We start from the raw sequence: 15,326 nt of genomic DNA on the forward strand, positions 1-15,326 counted from the left end.
GTGGTCAGTGCGCTGCCGCCGGCACCAGCGGCTGGCCGAGTTCGGACAGCAGCTCGCCGAACCAGGGCACCGACGTGTCGAAGGCCTTGCCTCCGGCGATGCGCGGGAACGGGATGGCCTTGAGCCGGTCGCCGTCGGTCTCGTCGTGCCCGATGACGCCGGACTCCGCGCGCAGCGCGCACTCGACCGCCAGGTCGGTCATCGACTTGATCAGGCGCAGGTCCTCGGCGTTCGCGGCCGCGGCGCGCGAGTAGTAGCCGGACTTCTGCACCAGCACCTTCTCGGCACCGAGCTTCTCGGCGAACTGCTTCGCGAACCACTGGCCCGGGTTCACGAAGTCCAGCTTCACGTGCCCGAACGGGTCGCGCTGCACCTCTTCGCCGGCGGCCTCGAGCTGCGCCACGATCTCGTTCAGACCGGCGCCCTCCGACAGGAAGATGTTGACGTTGCCCTGCTCGTCCATGATCGTGCGCAGGCGCTTGGCCTCGGCGTCGATGTCGATCTCCAGCTCCGGCAGGAACACGGCGTGGACGTCCCAGCGCTCACGGCTCAGGCCGAGGCTCGGCACCCACTCCTGCGTGTCCAGCCACTTGCGGTACTCCGCCGCGGTCGCGGCGGTGAGCCAGCCGCAGTGCCGGCCCATGACCTCGTGGATGATCAGCATGCGCGGTCCCACGCGGTTCTCGCCGATGACGTTCGCGGCGAACTTCGCCCCCTCCTCGGCGGCCGTCCACGCGCCGAGCGACTGCCGGATCGGCACCACGTCGTTGTCGATGGTCTTGGGCAGGCCCACCACCGTGAGGTCGTAGTCGTTCTCGTGCAGATAGGCGGCCAGGTCGGCGGCGGTGGTGTTGGTGTCGTCACCGCCGATCGTGTGCAGCACGTCCACGCCGTCCGCCTTCAGCCGCTCCGCGGCGACGTGCAGCGGGTTCTGCCCCTCCTGCACGAGCCCGCGCTTCACGCAGTCCTCGACGTTCGTGAGCTTCACGCGCGAGTTGCCGATCGGCGACCCGCCGAAGCGGTGCAGCACACCCGCCTTCTTCCGCGCCTCGTCGTCGACGACGATCTTGGTACCCGTCAGCAGGCCGTGATAGCCGTGCTGGTAGGCGATGATCTCGATCGTGGGGTCGAGCTCGGTGTAGCGCTCGATCAGTCCACCGACCGCGGACGACAGGCAAGGGGCGAAGCCCCCGGCGGTCAGCAGAGCCACGCGACGAACAGCCATCGCAGATGCACCTCTCGGGTTGGGGAGTTCCGGCGGGCCGGCGCGCCTGCCCGGCGGCGCCTGCCCTGTCCTCGCCATCCTACTGACGCGGACCGGTGCGGACCTTGCCCTTGTCCACAGACCGATCAGTGCCGCTGGTGCTCACGGCACCGCCGGGGCGCCCCCGCCCACCGATATCAGTCGCGGCGCGGTGGCCGCCGTGTCGGCAGATACCGGGTCGCCGGCGTCGGCGCCCTGCCGGACGCCGTGCTCGCCTTCTCCGTCGCCGCGTAGACGTCCACGTACTCCTGGTCCGACAGCGCCAGGATCGCCTCCATGATCTCGTCGGCGACCTTGCGCAGCGTCGCGTGGTCCGTCGACTTGTGCGACAGGTGGGAGAAGTCGAGCGGCTCTCCGATGCGCGCGCCGAGCGGCATGAACCTCGGCACCGTACGCCCCACGGGCTGGGCCTCGTCGGTACCGACCATCACGACCGGGACGACCGGGACGCCGGACTCCAGCGCCATGCGGGCCACGCCGGTCTTCGCCTTGTACAGCCGCCCGTCGGGACTGCGCGTGCCCTCCGGGTAGATGCCGAGCAGATCGCCGTCGGCCAGGACGCGCAGCCCGGTGTTGATCGCCGCCTCGCTGGCGGCGCCGCCGGACCGGTCGATCGGGATGGTGCCGATGCCGGTCATGAACCACGCGGTGATCCGGCCCTTGACGCCGCGGCCCGTGAAGTAGTCCGACTTTCCGAGAAACTTGACCTGGCGCGGCAGCATCAGCGGGAGGATGAACGAGTCGATCACTGCCAGGTGGTTGCCGGCCAGGATCGCCGCGCCACGGCGGGGCACGTTCTTCCTGCCCTCGACCCACGGCCGGTACGCCAACCGCAGCAGCGGGCCGACCAGGACGTGCTTCATCACCCAGTAGAACAAGGTTCCTCCTCGCACGGCGTCGTGGCGGAGTCCTTTCCGGCCCGACATCCAAATTAGAGTGTGCCCCATGGCCGCTTCGAACACGGACGACCGCGACGACGACCTGCCCGACGAGCCGACACCTCCCGCAGACCGTAGCGAAGACGCCGGTCCCGGCACCAACGACCGCGAAGCCGACACCGGCGAGCTGGCGGACGAGACCGTTGACGCGCGGTTCGCCGACCTGGTGGCTTCGCTCGGCGACCTCGGCGCGGGCACGAGCGGCTCCGCGACACGTACCTCCGTCCCGGACACGCCCGATCCGCCGGGCGGACCGCACCGGGCCGGTGCCCGCCCCGACGGGACCGACGCCGACCGGGCAGCGGCGGGCCCCGGTGACGACGAGCGTGGCGACGGCTCGGCGGCGGTGGCACGGCCACCGGACGACGACCGGCCGTTCGGGGCGCGGGGCGAGATGCCCGACGGGCGGTCGGCCCCTCCGGGCGTCAGCCGTCCGTCAGGTCCGCGTGACTGGCCCGTCACGCCCGAGGTGGAGGCCCTGGAGGAGGCGGACACGCACTTCACGCCGCCCGAGCCCGAACCGCTGCTGAGCGACAAGGACCCGCTGCTCACGATGGCGTGGATCGCGGTGGCGGGCATTCCGGTCCTGGCCCTCGTGAGCGTCATCGCGGTGGCCGCGATACCGGCGTTGAACATCCCCGCCCTGGTCGGGCAGGTCGCTCTGGGCCTGTTCGTCGCAGGCCTCGGCGTGCTGCTCTGGCGGATGCCGCATCACCGCGACCCCGAGGACGACGACCCGGGCGCCGTCGTGTGAACCGGCCGTCGAGCTCGCCCGGCACGAGGTCCGGTCGCGGACGGTGCGACCGATCAGCGACGCGCCAGATCGGCCGCGCCGACGATGCCCGCCTCGTTGCCGTGCCGGGCGAGTTCGATCTGCGCCACGGGCCGGTGGCCCAGCGCCGACAGCTGGGCCTCGTAGCCGCGCCGCACCGGGCCGAGGAGCAGTTCCCCGGCGGCGCCGACACCGCCGCCGATCACGAAGATCTCGGGATCGAGCAGTGCCGCGACGGACGCGGCTCCCTCGCCGATCCAGCGGCCGAGGGTGGCGAGCAGCTCGATCGCGAGCTCGTCGCCCTCCTTGGCGGCGCGGGTGACCTGGGGGCCGCGGATCTCGTCCGGGGAACCGCCGGCCATCTCGAGCAGACGCGCCGCCCGTTTCGGGTTCGCGACGGCGGCGTGCTGGGCGTCACGGACCAGCGCCGAGCCGGAGGCGTACTGCTCCCAGCAGCCCTCGTGCCCGCAACCGCAGTAGTGCCCTTCAGGAACGACCCGCATGTGCCCCACCTCGGCGGCGGCGCCCCATTTACCGCGCACCAGTTCCCCGCCCACGATGACGGCACCGCCCAGGCCGGTACCGACCGTCAGCATGATCATGTCGGTGGCGGCCCGGCCCGCGCCGAACCGGAACTCGGCCCAGCCGGCGGCGTTGGCGTCGTTCTCGACGACGATCGGGACGTCGGTGTCGATCAGCGCCGAGACCTTGGCCGCGAGCGGGTACTCGCGCCAGGCGATGTTCGGGGCGAAGTTCACGCCCTGGCGGTCAGGGCTCACGAAGCCCGCCGCGGCCAGGCCGATCGCGCCGACCTCGTGCTCCTTGGTCAGTTCGGTGACCGCGTCGGCGATGGCGCGGTCGATGTCGGCCACGTCGTCGGCAGCGGTCTCGCGCCGCACCTGGGCGAGGATCCGCCCGTCCTCGTCGACCACGCCCACGGCGATCTTCGTGCCGCCGATGTCGACTCCGATGGCGTGCATGACGTCGTCCTTCACTGTCGGGGGATCCTCGTGACGAGCGCCCGTGGCCCCGGCCCGCGAGGGCCGACGCACGGGCGCGGAAGACCAGGGTATCCGGCCCTCGCGGCGCCGAGACACCCCGTCCGCGTGATGGCGGCGAGCACCACCTCGCCTACTGAGACGCAATCTCATAACGCCCTGAGACTCGGTGTATCTCCACGCCTTGTTTGCCGGTATCTTGACTGCACGATCTTTACTGCCACTGGAGTCAGCATGAACGAGGTCCACGCACCGCAGCTCGTCGAGCTGCCCCCCACGTACAACACCAACACGTTGCTCACCGACCGGGTCACCGACGACCCGGCGAAGCATCTGATGGAGCGGCCCGACGGCGCGGGTGGCTGGACCCCCGTCACCGCGAGCGAGTTCGACGCCCAGGTGGTCGCCGTCGCGAAGGGCCTCGTCGCCCGCGGTGTCCAGCCGGGCGACAGCGTCGCCATCATGTCGGCCACACGGTACGAGTGGGCGCTTCTGGACTTCGCGATCTGGGCCGCGGGCGCCGTCACGGTGCCGATCTACGAGACCTCGAGCGCCGAGCAGGTCGAGTGGATCTGCAGCGACGCGAAGGTCACCCTGGTGGTCACCGAGACGGCCGAGCACGCGGAGACGGTGAGCGAGGTCCACGACGCGCTCGGCGACCTGCGCGAGATCCTCGTCATCGCCGACGGCGCCGTCGACACCCTGGTCGCGGACGGCGGGGACGTCGAGGACGCCGAGATCGCGCGCCGACGCACGATCGCGGGTCTGGACGACCTCGCCACCATCATCTACACCTCCGGTACGACGGGCCGCCCGAAGGGCGTCGAGCTGAGCCACCGCAACTTCGCGTCGCTCGCCGTCAACGCCGTCAAGGACAACCCCGAGGTGTTCGCCGACGGCGGCCGCACCCTCCTGTTCATCCCGATGGCGCACGTCTTCGCGCGCTTCATCCACGTGCTGGCCGTCGCCGCCGGGACGACGACGGGCCACTGGGGCGACACGACGACGCTCGTCGACCAGCTCGGCAGCTTCAAGCCGACCTTCATCCTCGCGGTCCCCCGCGTGTTCGAGAAGGTGTACAACACGGCCGAGCAGACCGCGGCCGCCGGCGGGAAGGTGAAGATCTTCCACTGGGCGGCGCGTACGGGCATCGCCTACTCGCGGGCGCTCGACACGCCGTCGGGTCCGGGGCTCGGGCTGCGGGTCCAGCACAAGATCGCCGACACCCTGGTGTTCTCCAAGCTGCGTGCCCGGCTCGGCGGCCAGGCCAGGTACGCCGTCTCCGGCGGTGGACCGCTCGGTGAGCGGCTCGGCCACTTCTACCGCGGCCTCGGGATCAACATCCTCGAGGGCTACGGCCTCACCGAGTCCACCGCGCCGATCAGCGTGAACAAGCCGGACGCCCAGAAGGTCGGGTCGGTCGGCCTCGCGCTGCCGGGCTGCGGCATGGCCATCGCCGACGACGGCGAGGTCCTGCTCAAGGGACACGGCGTCTTCGCCGCGTACCACAACAACGCCGAGGCCACCGCCGAGTCGTTCACGGCCGACGGCTGGTTCCGCACCGGCGACCTCGGTGAGCTCGACGACCGCGGCTTCCTCACCATCACCGGTCGCAAGAAGGAGATCATCGTCACGGCGGGCGGGAAGAACGTCGCACCCTCCGTGCTGGAGGACCGTATCCGAGCGCACGCCCTGGTCAGCCAGTGCGTCGTGGTCGGCGACAACAAGCCGTTCATCGGCGCGATGATCACGCTGGACGCGGAGGGCCTGCCGGGCTGGCTGAAGATGCACGGCAAGCCGGCGATGAGCCCCGACGAGGCGCGCACCGACCCCGACGTGCTGGCCGCGCTGGACCAGGTGGTGCAGCGCGCGAACGCCGCCGTGTCCAAGGCGGAGTCCATCCGCAAGTACACGGTGATCCCCGGCGATCTGACGATCGAGAACGGCTACCTCACGCCGAAGCAGTCGGTGCGCCGCGCCGTGGTCCTCAAGGACTTCGACCCCGAGGTGGAGCGCCTGTACGCGGACAAGAACAAGGACTCGCTGCACCTGGTGTGACGCCGGCGGGGCGACCGGAGGCCTCCGGTCGCCCCGGCCGTGTCACATGCCCATCTCGGATGCGTCGATGATCTGGCCCGCGGCCGGGGCCGCGATGTCGACCGGCTCGCCCTGGTCGGTGATGTCCACGGTGACGACGAGGTCCTGTTCGCCCTCGGCCATCGTGGTCACCACACGGTGCGGGACGTCCTCCTCGTCGAGGAAGTACTCGACCTCCATGGTGCCCATCTCCCGCGCCATGGCCTCGTCGATCCCGAGGGCGGCGAGGTCCTTGGCCTTGGCCAGGTCGACGGTGACCGCGTAGTGGTGGGTCTCGACGCCGTTGACGGTCTCGGTCCCGACCTCCGTCACCTCGGAGACGGCACCCTCCATCGCCCTGGTCTGGCCGGCGATGTTCGCCTGGTCGAGCTGCTGCATCATGGCGTCGAGCTCCGCGCGCGAGGAGTCCTCGCCGGTCACGTGCAGGTACTTGTCCTGCGTGAGGGGGCCCATGTTCATGTAGAAGTCACCGCCGACCATGATCATGTCGAAGGTGGCTCCCTCGATGTCCATCGTCATCTGCATCGCGGTGTCGGCGGCAGTCTCGCCGGTGGCCATGGCGCCCTGCATCCCGGCGTCCGCCATGCCCTGCGCCTCGGCCGCGGGGCCCGAGAACGTGGCCGTGTAGCGCATCGTGCTCATGGCCGCCTGAGCCGCGGTGGAGCGCTCGACGAAATCCGACACCGAGAGTGCCGTGTAACCGCCGCCGGCGGCCTCGCTCGTGGCCGTCTCGATGGCGTTGTCGCCGGCAGCCGCCGGTTCCGACGTGCCGGCACCGGACTGGCATGCCGTGAGCGTCACAGTGGCGACGCCTGCGGTGAGCAGCGCGGCGATCTTGCGGGTGATTCGCACCTGCGTGTCCTCCTCCGTGGGCCGGTAGCCGCCCGAGGACGGGCACGGCTGACGAACCGGCAACTCGTTCATCCTTCTTTCGCACGACAGGTACCGCAAGTCGGTTTTCTCGGGCGTATCACCACCGTGGCACGGGTGCGAACACGCCCGCCGCCGGGTGACGACAGCGGGGCGGCAATGCCTTGTCGGTGACCCGTACTAGTGTTCGGGGCCGTGAGCACCACCGGGTACCAGGCCACGTTCGACGAGCTGGGGACTCCCCTGCGAGACGTCACGTTCGTCGTGGTCGACCTCGAGACCACGGGCACCCGGGCGGCCGAGGGAGGGATCACGGAGATCGGTGCCGTGAAGGTGCGCGGCGGCGAGAGACTCGGCGAGTTCCAGTCGCTGGTCAACCCTGGCAGACCGGTGCCGGCGTTCGTCGCGCGGCTGACGGGCATCACGAACGCCATGGTCGCCACGGCCCCGGACCTCGAGAAGGTGCTGCCGAGCTTCCTCGAGTTCGCGCACGGCTCGGTGCTGGTGGCGCACAACGCGCCGTTCGACGTCGGCTTCCTCAAGGCCGCGTGCGAGCGGCTGGACTACCCGTGGCCGGGCTTCCCGGTGGTCGACACCGTCCCGCTGGCCCGCAAGGTCGTCACGCGGGACGAGGCGCCCAACCACAAGCTGGCCACGCTCGCGCGCCTGTTCCGCGCGGAGGTGGCACCGGACCATCGCGCGCTGTCGGACGCACGCGCCACCGTCGACGTCCTCCACGCCCTCTTCGACCGGCTGGGGCCCATGGGCATCACCCACCTGGAGGATCTGCGCACCGCCGCCGATCCCGTACCCCCGGAGGTCCGGGCCAAACGTCATCTGGCCGACGGGCTCCCCCAGGAACCGGGTGTCTACCTGTTCAAGGGACCGGACGACGAGGTGCTGTACGTCGGCACCAGCACGAACATCCACAAGCGTGTGCGCTCCTACTTCACCGCGGCGGAGAAGCGACGGCGGGTCACGGAGATGGTGCGGATCGCGGAGCGGGTCACACCGGTGGTGTGCGCGACCCCGCTCGAGGCACAGGTGCGGGAGCTGCGGCTGATCGCCGAGCACGAGCCGCGGTACAACCGGCGCTCCAAGCACCCCGAGCGCGCGGTGTGGGTACGGCTCACCGACGAGCCCTACCCTCGGCTGTCGGTGGTACGGGACACCGCGTCGGGAATCGCCCACATCGGGCCCTTCGGCGCGTCACGTGCCGCGAAGGAGGCGGTCGCGGCACTGCACGACGCCCTGCCGCTGCGCCAGTGCACGGCGCGTATCGCGCGCGTCCCGCGGCAGCCGGGCAGCCCTTGCGCCCTGGCCGGGATGGGGCGGTGCTCGGCGCCGTGCGTCGCGACGGAGCCGGACCAGGCGTACGACGACGTGTCCGCGGCCGCTCGTGCCGTGCTGGCAGGCGACCCGTCACCCGTGGTGACGGCTCTGTCGGCCCGCATCGCTCGCCTGGCCGCGCAGGAGCGGTTCGAGGAGGCCGGTGAGGTGACGCGGCGCCTGCGAACCTTCGTGCACGGCGCTCAGCGCGCCCAGCGGCTGGAGCCGCTGGCCCGGTGTCCCGAACTGGTGGCGGCGCGGCCCGCGGGCCTGGCCGGCGCACCCGGCATGCCCGGCGGCTGGGAGGTGGTGGTGGTCCGGCACGGTCGCCTGGCCGGGACGGCGGTGAGTGCGCCGGGACAGGACCCGCTGGAGCTCGTGGCCGCCGTACGGGCCACGGCGGAGGCCGTGGCACCACCCGTGGCGCCCGCTCCGGCGAGCCACCCGGAGGAGGCCGATCTGCTTCTCGGCTGGCTCGACCAGCCCGGGGTGCGGCTCGTCGTCGTCGACGGCGAGCTCACCTGCCCCGTGCGCGGCGCCGCCGCCCACGCGGACCTCGCGTGGGCGGCGGACAGGGTGCGAGAACAGGTCGCGATGCCCGATCACGCAAACCGGGCGGACGGATCAGTCCCCCACCAACCGCTTGAGGGTGGCGGCGGCACCGATGGTGTGGAGCTTGTCGAGCGCGTCGAGGTACGGCTCCGTGAACCGGGGCTCGTCGACGAGGTCACCGAACAGGCTCGGGTCCCGCAGGAACGCGAGCGGGTCGGACCGCTGTGACCGTGCGCGCGGCACCAGGATCTCGGCGAGCCGGTCGTTGACGTCGATCGGACGGCCGTCCTCGTCCACGCCCTCCGCGTAACGCGCCCAGCTGGCGACGACGGCGGCCGACAGGCGTACGTCCCCGCCGGCGGCCAGACGCTCCCGGATCACGGGGACGAGCCACTTGGGGATCCGGTCCGACGACTCCATGCACAGCCGCGCGAGCGTGTCGCGTACCTCGGGGTTGCCGAAACGCTCCAGCAGCGTGGCCCGGTAGTCGTACAGGTCGATCCCCGGCACCGGTTGCAGTGTCGGCGTCGCCTCGGACTCCATGTAGGCGCGCAGCAGCGCGGCGATCGCCGGGTCGGCGGTCGCCTCGTGGGCGTAGCGGTGGCCGGCCAGGTAGCCGAAGTAGGCCATCGCCTGGTGCGACGCGTTGAGCAGGCGGAGCTTCATCAGCTCGTACGGCTCGACGTCGTCGACCAGTTGCACCCCGGCGTCCGCCCATTCCGGGCGGCCGAGGGGGAACTCGTCCTCCAGCACCCACTGGAAGAACGGCTCGGCGACGACCGGCCAACGGTCCTCGACGCCGAGACGGTCCCGCACGAGCTCGCGATCGGCGTCGGTGGTGACCGGCGTGATCCGGTCCACCATCGAGTTCGGGAACGCGACCTCCTGGCGGATCCAGTCCGCCAGCTCCGGGGCTCGCAGGCTCGCGAACGCGGAGAAGACGGTCCGGGCCTTCTCGCCGTTGCCCTGCACGTTGTCGCACGACATCACGGTGAACGGCGCGATACCGCGGTCACGGCGGCGTGCCAGGGCCTCCACCACGTACCCGAAGACCGTCGTGGGGACGGCCCCCGGCACGGCGTCGGCGACGACGGCGGGGTGTGTCGTGTCGAACTCGCCGGTGACCTGGTCGAAGTTGTACCCGCCCTCGGTGATGGTGAGGGACACGATCCGGGTGGCAGGGTCGGCCATCCGCTCGAGGACCGCCTCGGGGTCGTCCGGCGCGAGCAGGTACTCCACGATGCTCCCGACGGTGCGGTGCTCCAGAGACCCGTCAGGGTGCTTGATCACCAGTGTGTACAGGTTGTCCTGCGCGGACAGGGCATCCCGCATGCGGGCGTCGCCGGGCAGCAGCCCGACTCCGCAGATGCCCCAGTCCTGGTGGCTCCCGCGGCGCAGCAGGTCGTCGATCACCACGGCCTGGTGTGCACGGTGGAACCCGCCGACCCCGATATGGACGATGCCGGGGGTGATCCCGGACCGTTCGTACGGGGCCTCGAGGGCCGCCAGGTCGGTCGTCATGGGTCGGTCCTCACTCACTTGTTCACGCGTCACTTGATGGCACCCATGGCGAGTCCGCGCACGAGCTGCTTCTGTGCGACCCAGCCCGCGATCACGACGGGCACGATCGCGATCGTCGATGCCGCGGACAGCACCGACAGGAACTGTCCTCGTCCGTCGACGAAGCTCCCCAGCACGGGCGGTGTCGTCCGGGCGACCTGCGTGGTCAGCAGGTTGGCCAGGAAGAACTCGTTCCAGGCGAAGATGAAGCAGATCAGGCCGGCCGCGGCGATGCCGGGCAGGACGATCGGCAGCACCACGCGGAAGATCTCCGTGCGCAGGCCGGCACCGTCGATCTGTGCGGCCTCGATGATCTCGCGCGGCACCTCCGCCAGGAACGACCGCATCATCCAGACCGCGATGGGCAGGTTGACCCCGACGTACAGGATCGTCAGCCACGTGATGTTGTCGAGTCCTCCCACCGCCTGCAGCAGCATGTACACGGGGATGATCGACGCCGCCACGGGCATGAACTTCGTCGAGATGAGGAAGAACAGCGGGTCACGCACGTTCTTCACGGGCCGGACGCTCAGCGCGTAGGCGGCCGGGATCGCGAGCGCGAGGACGAGCAGGGTGGACCCGAGGCTCGCGCTGGCCGAGTTGATGAGGTACGGGAGCATGCCTCGGTCGAACACGGCCTGGAACCGGTCGAGCGTGAGATCCGGGGCGAAGGTGGGTGGCAGGGTCGCCGCCTGGCTCTCGGGCTTGAAGGCGGTGAAGACCATCCACACGACCGGGAAGAAGAACGCGAGCACGGCGATCCACGTCACGACGGTGAGTGCGATACCGCGCACGCGGCGGGACGCCCACCGCGCGGGCTTGCGGACCGGTGCCTTCCTGGTCGTGGTGACCGGCATACCGAGCGTTGTCGTGGTCATCGGTTCATCAGCCCTTCCTCGGAGAAGACCTTGAACAGCGTGCGCAGGGCCACCATGGCCACGATGATCGTGACGATCACCGTCATGACGCCGTACGCCGCGGCCTCGCCGACCTCGAGACCGATGAAGGCTCGCTCGTAGAGCAGGTACGACAGGGTCTTGCTGCCGCCCGTGCCGTTGGTCATGATCGCCACCGGGTCGAAGACCTGGAGCAACAGGATCGTCGCCAGCAGCACCGTGATCTCGACGTACTGGCGAAGGTGCGGAAGCGTGATCCAGGTGAACGTACGGAACGGGCCGGCGCCGTCCACTCCCGCCGCCTCCAGGACCTCGCGGGGCTGCGACTGCAGCCCCGCGAGGAGGATGAGCATGGCGAACGGCGTGTACTGCCAGATCAGCACCATGATGACGGTCGCCGCCGGCAGTTCCGTGTTCCATGCCACCGGTGGGAGCCCCACCAGCGACAGGCCCCAGTTGGCCATGCCGTAGGTGAAGTCCAGGATCGACCACTTCCAGATCAGCGCCGCCGCGGCGGGCATGACGAGGAACGGGGTGATCATCAGGGTCCGGGCCACGCTCTGACCCACGAACTTGCGGTCCAGCAGCACGGCGAACAGCAGGCCGAGCAGGGTGGCCCCCACGACGGCCGAGCCGGTCACGAGGACCGTGTTACCCAGTGAGGACAGGAACGATCCGTTGGAGAGGACCTTCGCGTAGTTGTCGAAGCCGACGAATCCGCGTTGGCCCGGTCGCAGCAGGTTCCATTCCTGGAACGAGTAGTAGAGCGTCGCCACCAGGGGGATCTGCGTGAGCAGGATGGCGACGATCAGCGCCGGCCAGAGCAGCGCACGAGAGATCGCCAGGCTGCGGCGCCCTGCGGTCACTGAGCGTCCCCTGCTTCCTGTGCGAGCTGCTGCCCGCGCTCGAGCACCGGGCCGAGCTCGCTGCGTCCGGCGAACACGTCGGACAGGTCCTGGGAGACCTGGTTGCCCAGGTCCTGGAACTCGGGGATGGTCACGTACTGGATGCCGGTCCACGACTGCTCGTACAGGCCGGGCTGCGTCGGGTTGACCGAGAGCATGATGTCCTGGGTGATGGGCGCGAAGGACTCGGCCGCCTCCACGTACTCCGGGATCTCGTAGGTCGACTGCCGTGCGCCCGGGGGAACCCGCGTCCAGCCGAGCTCCTCACCGACGAGCTGGTGGTACTCCTTGCTGGTGGCCCACTTGACGAACTCGATGGCCGCGTCCTTGTTCTGCGTGGTCTCCGGCACCGCGAGGTTCCAGGACCACAGCCAGCCGGACTCCTCGGTCTCCTTGACCGGGGCGTGGGCGTAGCCCATCTTGCCCGCGACCTCGGAGGCCTCCGGGTCCTCGAGCATGCCCGCGGCGACGGTGGCGTCCACCCACATGGCGGCCTTGCCCTGGGTCATGGTGTTGAGGCACTCGGTGAAGCCGGTCGAGACCGGGTCCGCGGGGCCGGCGTCCTTGACGAGGTCGACGTAGAATTGCACGGCCTCGTTGAACTCCGGGTCGTCGACGTGCGCGTTCCAGTCCGCGTCGAACCAGGTCCCGCCGAACGTCTGGACCACGGTGGTCAGCGGGGCGAACAGCTCGCCCCAGCCGGGCTTGCCGCGCAGGCAGATGCCGGTCACGTCGTCGGAGTTCACCTCGCGGGCCGCGTCGGCGACCTCGTCCCAGGTGGGGTGGTCCGAGAGGGTGATTCCGGCCTCGTCGAGGATCTCCTTGTTGTACATGAGCATCGACGACTCGCCGTAGAACGGCACCGCGTACAGGCTGTCGTCCACGGAGACGACGTCCTTGACCGGGGCGAACAGGTCGTCGACGTCGTACTCGGCGTCCGAGGTCAGCGGCTCCGTCAGGTCGGTCAGCCACTCGTTCTGGGCCCAGATCGGCACCTCGTAGGAACCGATCGTCACGATGTCGTACTGGCCGCCACCGGTGGCGATGTCCTTGGTCACGGCGTCGCGCAGATCGTTCTCCTCCATCTGCACGAAGTTCACCGTGATGTCGGGGTGAGCCTCCTCGAATTCGCCCTTGAGCTCCTCCATGTCCTTCATCTGCGGGTTGTTCACGGTCGCGAGCGTCAGCTCGACCGGGCCGTCCCCGCCGTCGCTCGTGCCCCCGCCACCACCGGCGCCGGAGCAGCCCGCCACCACCAGCGCACCGGCTGCCAGTACCGCCGGGACCGTGGCCCGGCGCATCCTCGTCCTGAGCGTCATCGCTCTTCTCCTCGTCGTTGCGTGTCGTGACGACGTCCTCGGGTACCGCCTGGTCGTGTGCCGTGTCTCCCGGTCCACCCGGTGCCGCGGGCCCGCTGTGCGCCGTCATGGGTCGCGCCCTCACGGCACTTCCCTGGGTCAACACGGTCATGCTGGGCCCGCCCCGCACCACGGTCAACGGACGGCATAGTGAATCGGTCAGCGTCCTTGCGAGAACGGGCACCAGCTACGGTCACGGCGTGACCGGTATCACACAACGGCACCGGAATCATGCGGCCGGATCGCACAATCGCACACGGAGAACGCCCACGAACCGGAAGCGGCGGCGCCCGAACCGGTCAGCATCGAGGTCACGCCGAGATCACATGCACGTCACGCCAAGGTCTCGACGCGGACCGCGGCGCTCCGCGCTTGGCACACTTTTACCGCCCAGGGACGTCTCGCCGAACGTCGTGATCGCCCACGCCTCGGCCCCGGCCGGTGTCGCATGGTGGCGCGCAGTCCGGTCGGGTCTTCGGCCGACGCCTCAGACCTGGACGACGTGCGCGCCCGCCTCGCTGAAGACGCGGGCCCGGGCAGCGGGCAGCTCCACACCGGTGATGACCACTTCGAAGTCCGTCAGCTCGGCGAAACGCACGAAGCTCGTCACGCCGAACTTGTGGTGCGCTCCCACGAAGACCTTCCGGTGGCTCGAGGCGATGGCCGCGGCCTTCACGTGGGCCACGGCAGGGTCGGGCGTCGTCAGGCCGTCGGACACCGTCACGCCGTTGGCGCCGATGAAGGCCAGGTCCATACGGAAGCCCCGCAGCATGTCCGTCGCCCAGCCGTCGACGACACCCAGTGTGTTGCCTCGCACCCGCCCCCCGACGATGATCACCTGAAGGTTGTCACGGCTGGAGAGTTCCGAGGCGATCGGCAGCGAGGTGGTCACGACCGTCAGATCGTGGTCGTCGGGCAGCGCACGAGCGAGCAGCAGCGACTGGAAGCCCTCGTCGATGAAGATCGTCCGGGCCTCGCCGACGCGCCGGGCTGCCTCCTCCGCGATGCGGGCCTTCTCCTCCGGGAAGTTCTGGGTGCGTTCCGCGAGGGCCGTCTCAAAGGTGCTCGACTCCACCGGGAAGGCCAGGCCGTAGCTGCGCCGGATCAGGCCCTGCGCCTCGAGCTTGCGCAGTTCGCGGCGCACCGTCTCCTGCGACACACCGAGCAGCCGCGCCGACTCGCTGACCTCGATGCGACCCTGACCACGCACCAGACCGAGCAGTTCCTTCGCCCGTGACGACGTGCGTTCCGTGACATCACTCATGCCGTACCTCCGCGTCCGTCACGCCACCCGATCAGGTTCCAGCTCACAGACCCCATCGTGCCAATCCGGGCGCCAGGAGTCCACGTGCGACGACGCAGCCGCCGCAAGGACTCCTCCCCGGAACGCTCCACGCGGGACCTGGCCTTCCCCGGGCCCGGCGTCGTCGTGAGCTCACGGTGAGGTGATTACGATGGCGCCATGCTGACCGCGATCGTCCTCATCGACGCCGAGACCTCCCGCATCCCCGAGGTCGCCGAGGCCGTCACCGACATCCCCGGCGTCACGGAGGTCTTCTCCGTGACGGGCAAGGTCGACCTCGTCGCCATCGTGCGCGTGCACGAGCACGAGGAGCTCGCCGGGGTGGTGTCCGACGCCGTGAACAAGGTGCCGGGCGTGACCCGCACCGAGACCCTCATCGCCTTCCGCGCCTACTCCAGCAAGGACCTCGAGCAGGCCTTCGCCCTGGGCCTCGACGACTGACGCCTGCCCCGGCGGAGGCGCCGACGACGGCGGTCCGTGCCCC

General features: G+C 70.1%; 12 protein-coding genes and 1 pseudogene. 4 read left to right on the forward strand and 9 right to left on the reverse strand.

Annotated elements, in window-relative coordinates:
• Positions 1 to 4 precede the first annotated feature (4 nt).
• The gene (locus J0911_RS17490; RefSeq protein WP_207276723.1) at positions 5 to 1,225 is read right to left on the reverse strand and encodes a pyrophosphate--fructose-6-phosphate 1-phosphotransferase; all 1,221 of its coding nucleotides are present in this window, start codon (positions 1,223 to 1,225) and stop codon (positions 5 to 7) included.
• A 176-nt stretch (positions 1,226 to 1,401) separates the two neighbouring features.
• Positions 1,402 to 2,127, reverse strand: coding sequence for a lysophospholipid acyltransferase family protein (locus J0911_RS17495; RefSeq protein ID WP_207276877.1), 726 nt, complete (start codon positions 2,125 to 2,127; stop codon positions 1,402 to 1,404).
• Positions 2,128 to 2,209: 82 nt separating this feature from the next.
• On the opposite strand from J0911_RS17495, the gene J0911_RS17500 reads away from it, so the two are divergent.
• A complete protein-coding gene (locus J0911_RS17500) occupies positions 2,210 to 2,956 on the forward strand; it encodes a hypothetical protein (protein ID WP_207276724.1) in 747 nt (248 codons plus the stop codon).
• Positions 2,957 to 3,009: 53 nt separating this feature from the next.
• On the opposite strand, the gene J0911_RS17505 is transcribed toward J0911_RS17500, so the two are convergent.
• Positions 3,010 to 3,954 (reverse strand): ROK family glucokinase, encoded by a 945-nt coding sequence (locus J0911_RS17505; protein WP_207276725.1) that lies wholly within the window; start codon positions 3,952 to 3,954, stop codon positions 3,010 to 3,012.
• Between the two features lie 252 nt (positions 3,955 to 4,206).
• Here J0911_RS17505 and J0911_RS17510 point away from each other — a divergent pair, with 252 nt between their 5' ends.
• A complete protein-coding gene (locus J0911_RS17510) occupies positions 4,207 to 6,030 on the forward strand; it encodes an AMP-dependent synthetase/ligase (protein WP_207276726.1) in 1,824 nt (607 codons plus the stop codon).
• A 42-nt stretch (positions 6,031 to 6,072) separates the two neighbouring features.
• Here the strand turns inward: J0911_RS17510 and J0911_RS17515 are convergent, their stop codons facing one another.
• Complete coding sequence (locus tag J0911_RS17515) at positions 6,073 to 6,921, reverse strand: SCO4651 family lipoprotein (RefSeq protein ID WP_207276727.1); 849 nt, start codon at positions 6,919 to 6,921, stop codon at positions 6,073 to 6,075.
• A gap of 213 nt (positions 6,922 to 7,134) precedes the next feature.
• Between J0911_RS17515 and J0911_RS17520 the strand changes: the two genes are divergently transcribed.
• Positions 7,135 to 9,048 carry a DEDD exonuclease domain-containing protein gene (locus J0911_RS17520; protein WP_307865145.1) on the forward strand — a complete coding sequence of 638 codons (1,914 nt, stop codon included), beginning with the start codon at positions 7,135 to 7,137 and terminating at the stop codon, positions 9,046 to 9,048.
• Here the strand turns inward: J0911_RS17520 and J0911_RS17525 are convergent.
• The 5 genes and pseudogenes from J0911_RS17525 to J0911_RS17545 all read right to left on the reverse strand — a co-directional run.
• Positions 9,004 to 10,341 (reverse strand): annotated as a pseudogene (locus tag J0911_RS17525) (mannitol dehydrogenase family protein); the annotation flags it as partial. The gene J0911_RS17520 and the pseudogene J0911_RS17525 overlap by 45 nt on opposite strands.
• Before the next feature lie 29 nt (positions 10,342 to 10,370).
• Positions 10,371 to 11,258: a carbohydrate ABC transporter permease gene (locus J0911_RS17530; protein WP_207276729.1), complete on the reverse strand. Its 888-nt coding sequence runs from the start codon at positions 11,256 to 11,258 to the stop codon at positions 10,371 to 10,373.
• The gene (locus tag J0911_RS17535) at positions 11,255 to 12,142 is read right to left on the reverse strand and encodes a carbohydrate ABC transporter permease (RefSeq protein WP_207276730.1); all 888 of its coding nucleotides are present in this window, start codon (positions 12,140 to 12,142) and stop codon (positions 11,255 to 11,257) included. The genes J0911_RS17530 and J0911_RS17535 overlap by 4 nt, the downstream gene beginning before the upstream one ends.
• Positions 12,139 to 13,500 (reverse strand): ABC transporter substrate-binding protein, encoded by a 1,362-nt coding sequence (locus J0911_RS17540; protein WP_207276731.1) that lies wholly within the window; start codon positions 13,498 to 13,500, stop codon positions 12,139 to 12,141. The genes J0911_RS17535 and J0911_RS17540 overlap by 4 nt, the downstream gene beginning before the upstream one ends.
• A 526-nt stretch (positions 13,501 to 14,026) precedes the next feature.
• A complete protein-coding gene (locus J0911_RS17545; RefSeq protein ID WP_207276732.1) occupies positions 14,027 to 14,803 on the reverse strand; it encodes a DeoR/GlpR family DNA-binding transcription regulator in 777 nt (258 codons plus the stop codon).
• A gap of 198 nt (positions 14,804 to 15,001) precedes the next feature.
• On the opposite strand from J0911_RS17545, the gene J0911_RS17550 reads away from it, so the two are divergent.
• Positions 15,002 to 15,283, forward strand: a complete 282-nt coding sequence (locus J0911_RS17550) for an Lrp/AsnC family transcriptional regulator (protein ID WP_192863785.1) — start codon at positions 15,002 to 15,004, stop codon at positions 15,281 to 15,283.
• The last annotated feature ends 43 nt before the right edge of the window (positions 15,284 to 15,326 follow it).

Source organism: Myceligenerans salitolerans (assembly GCF_017349295.1).
GTDB classification, from domain to species: domain Bacteria; phylum Actinomycetota; class Actinomycetes; order Actinomycetales; family Cellulomonadaceae; genus Myceligenerans; species Myceligenerans salitolerans.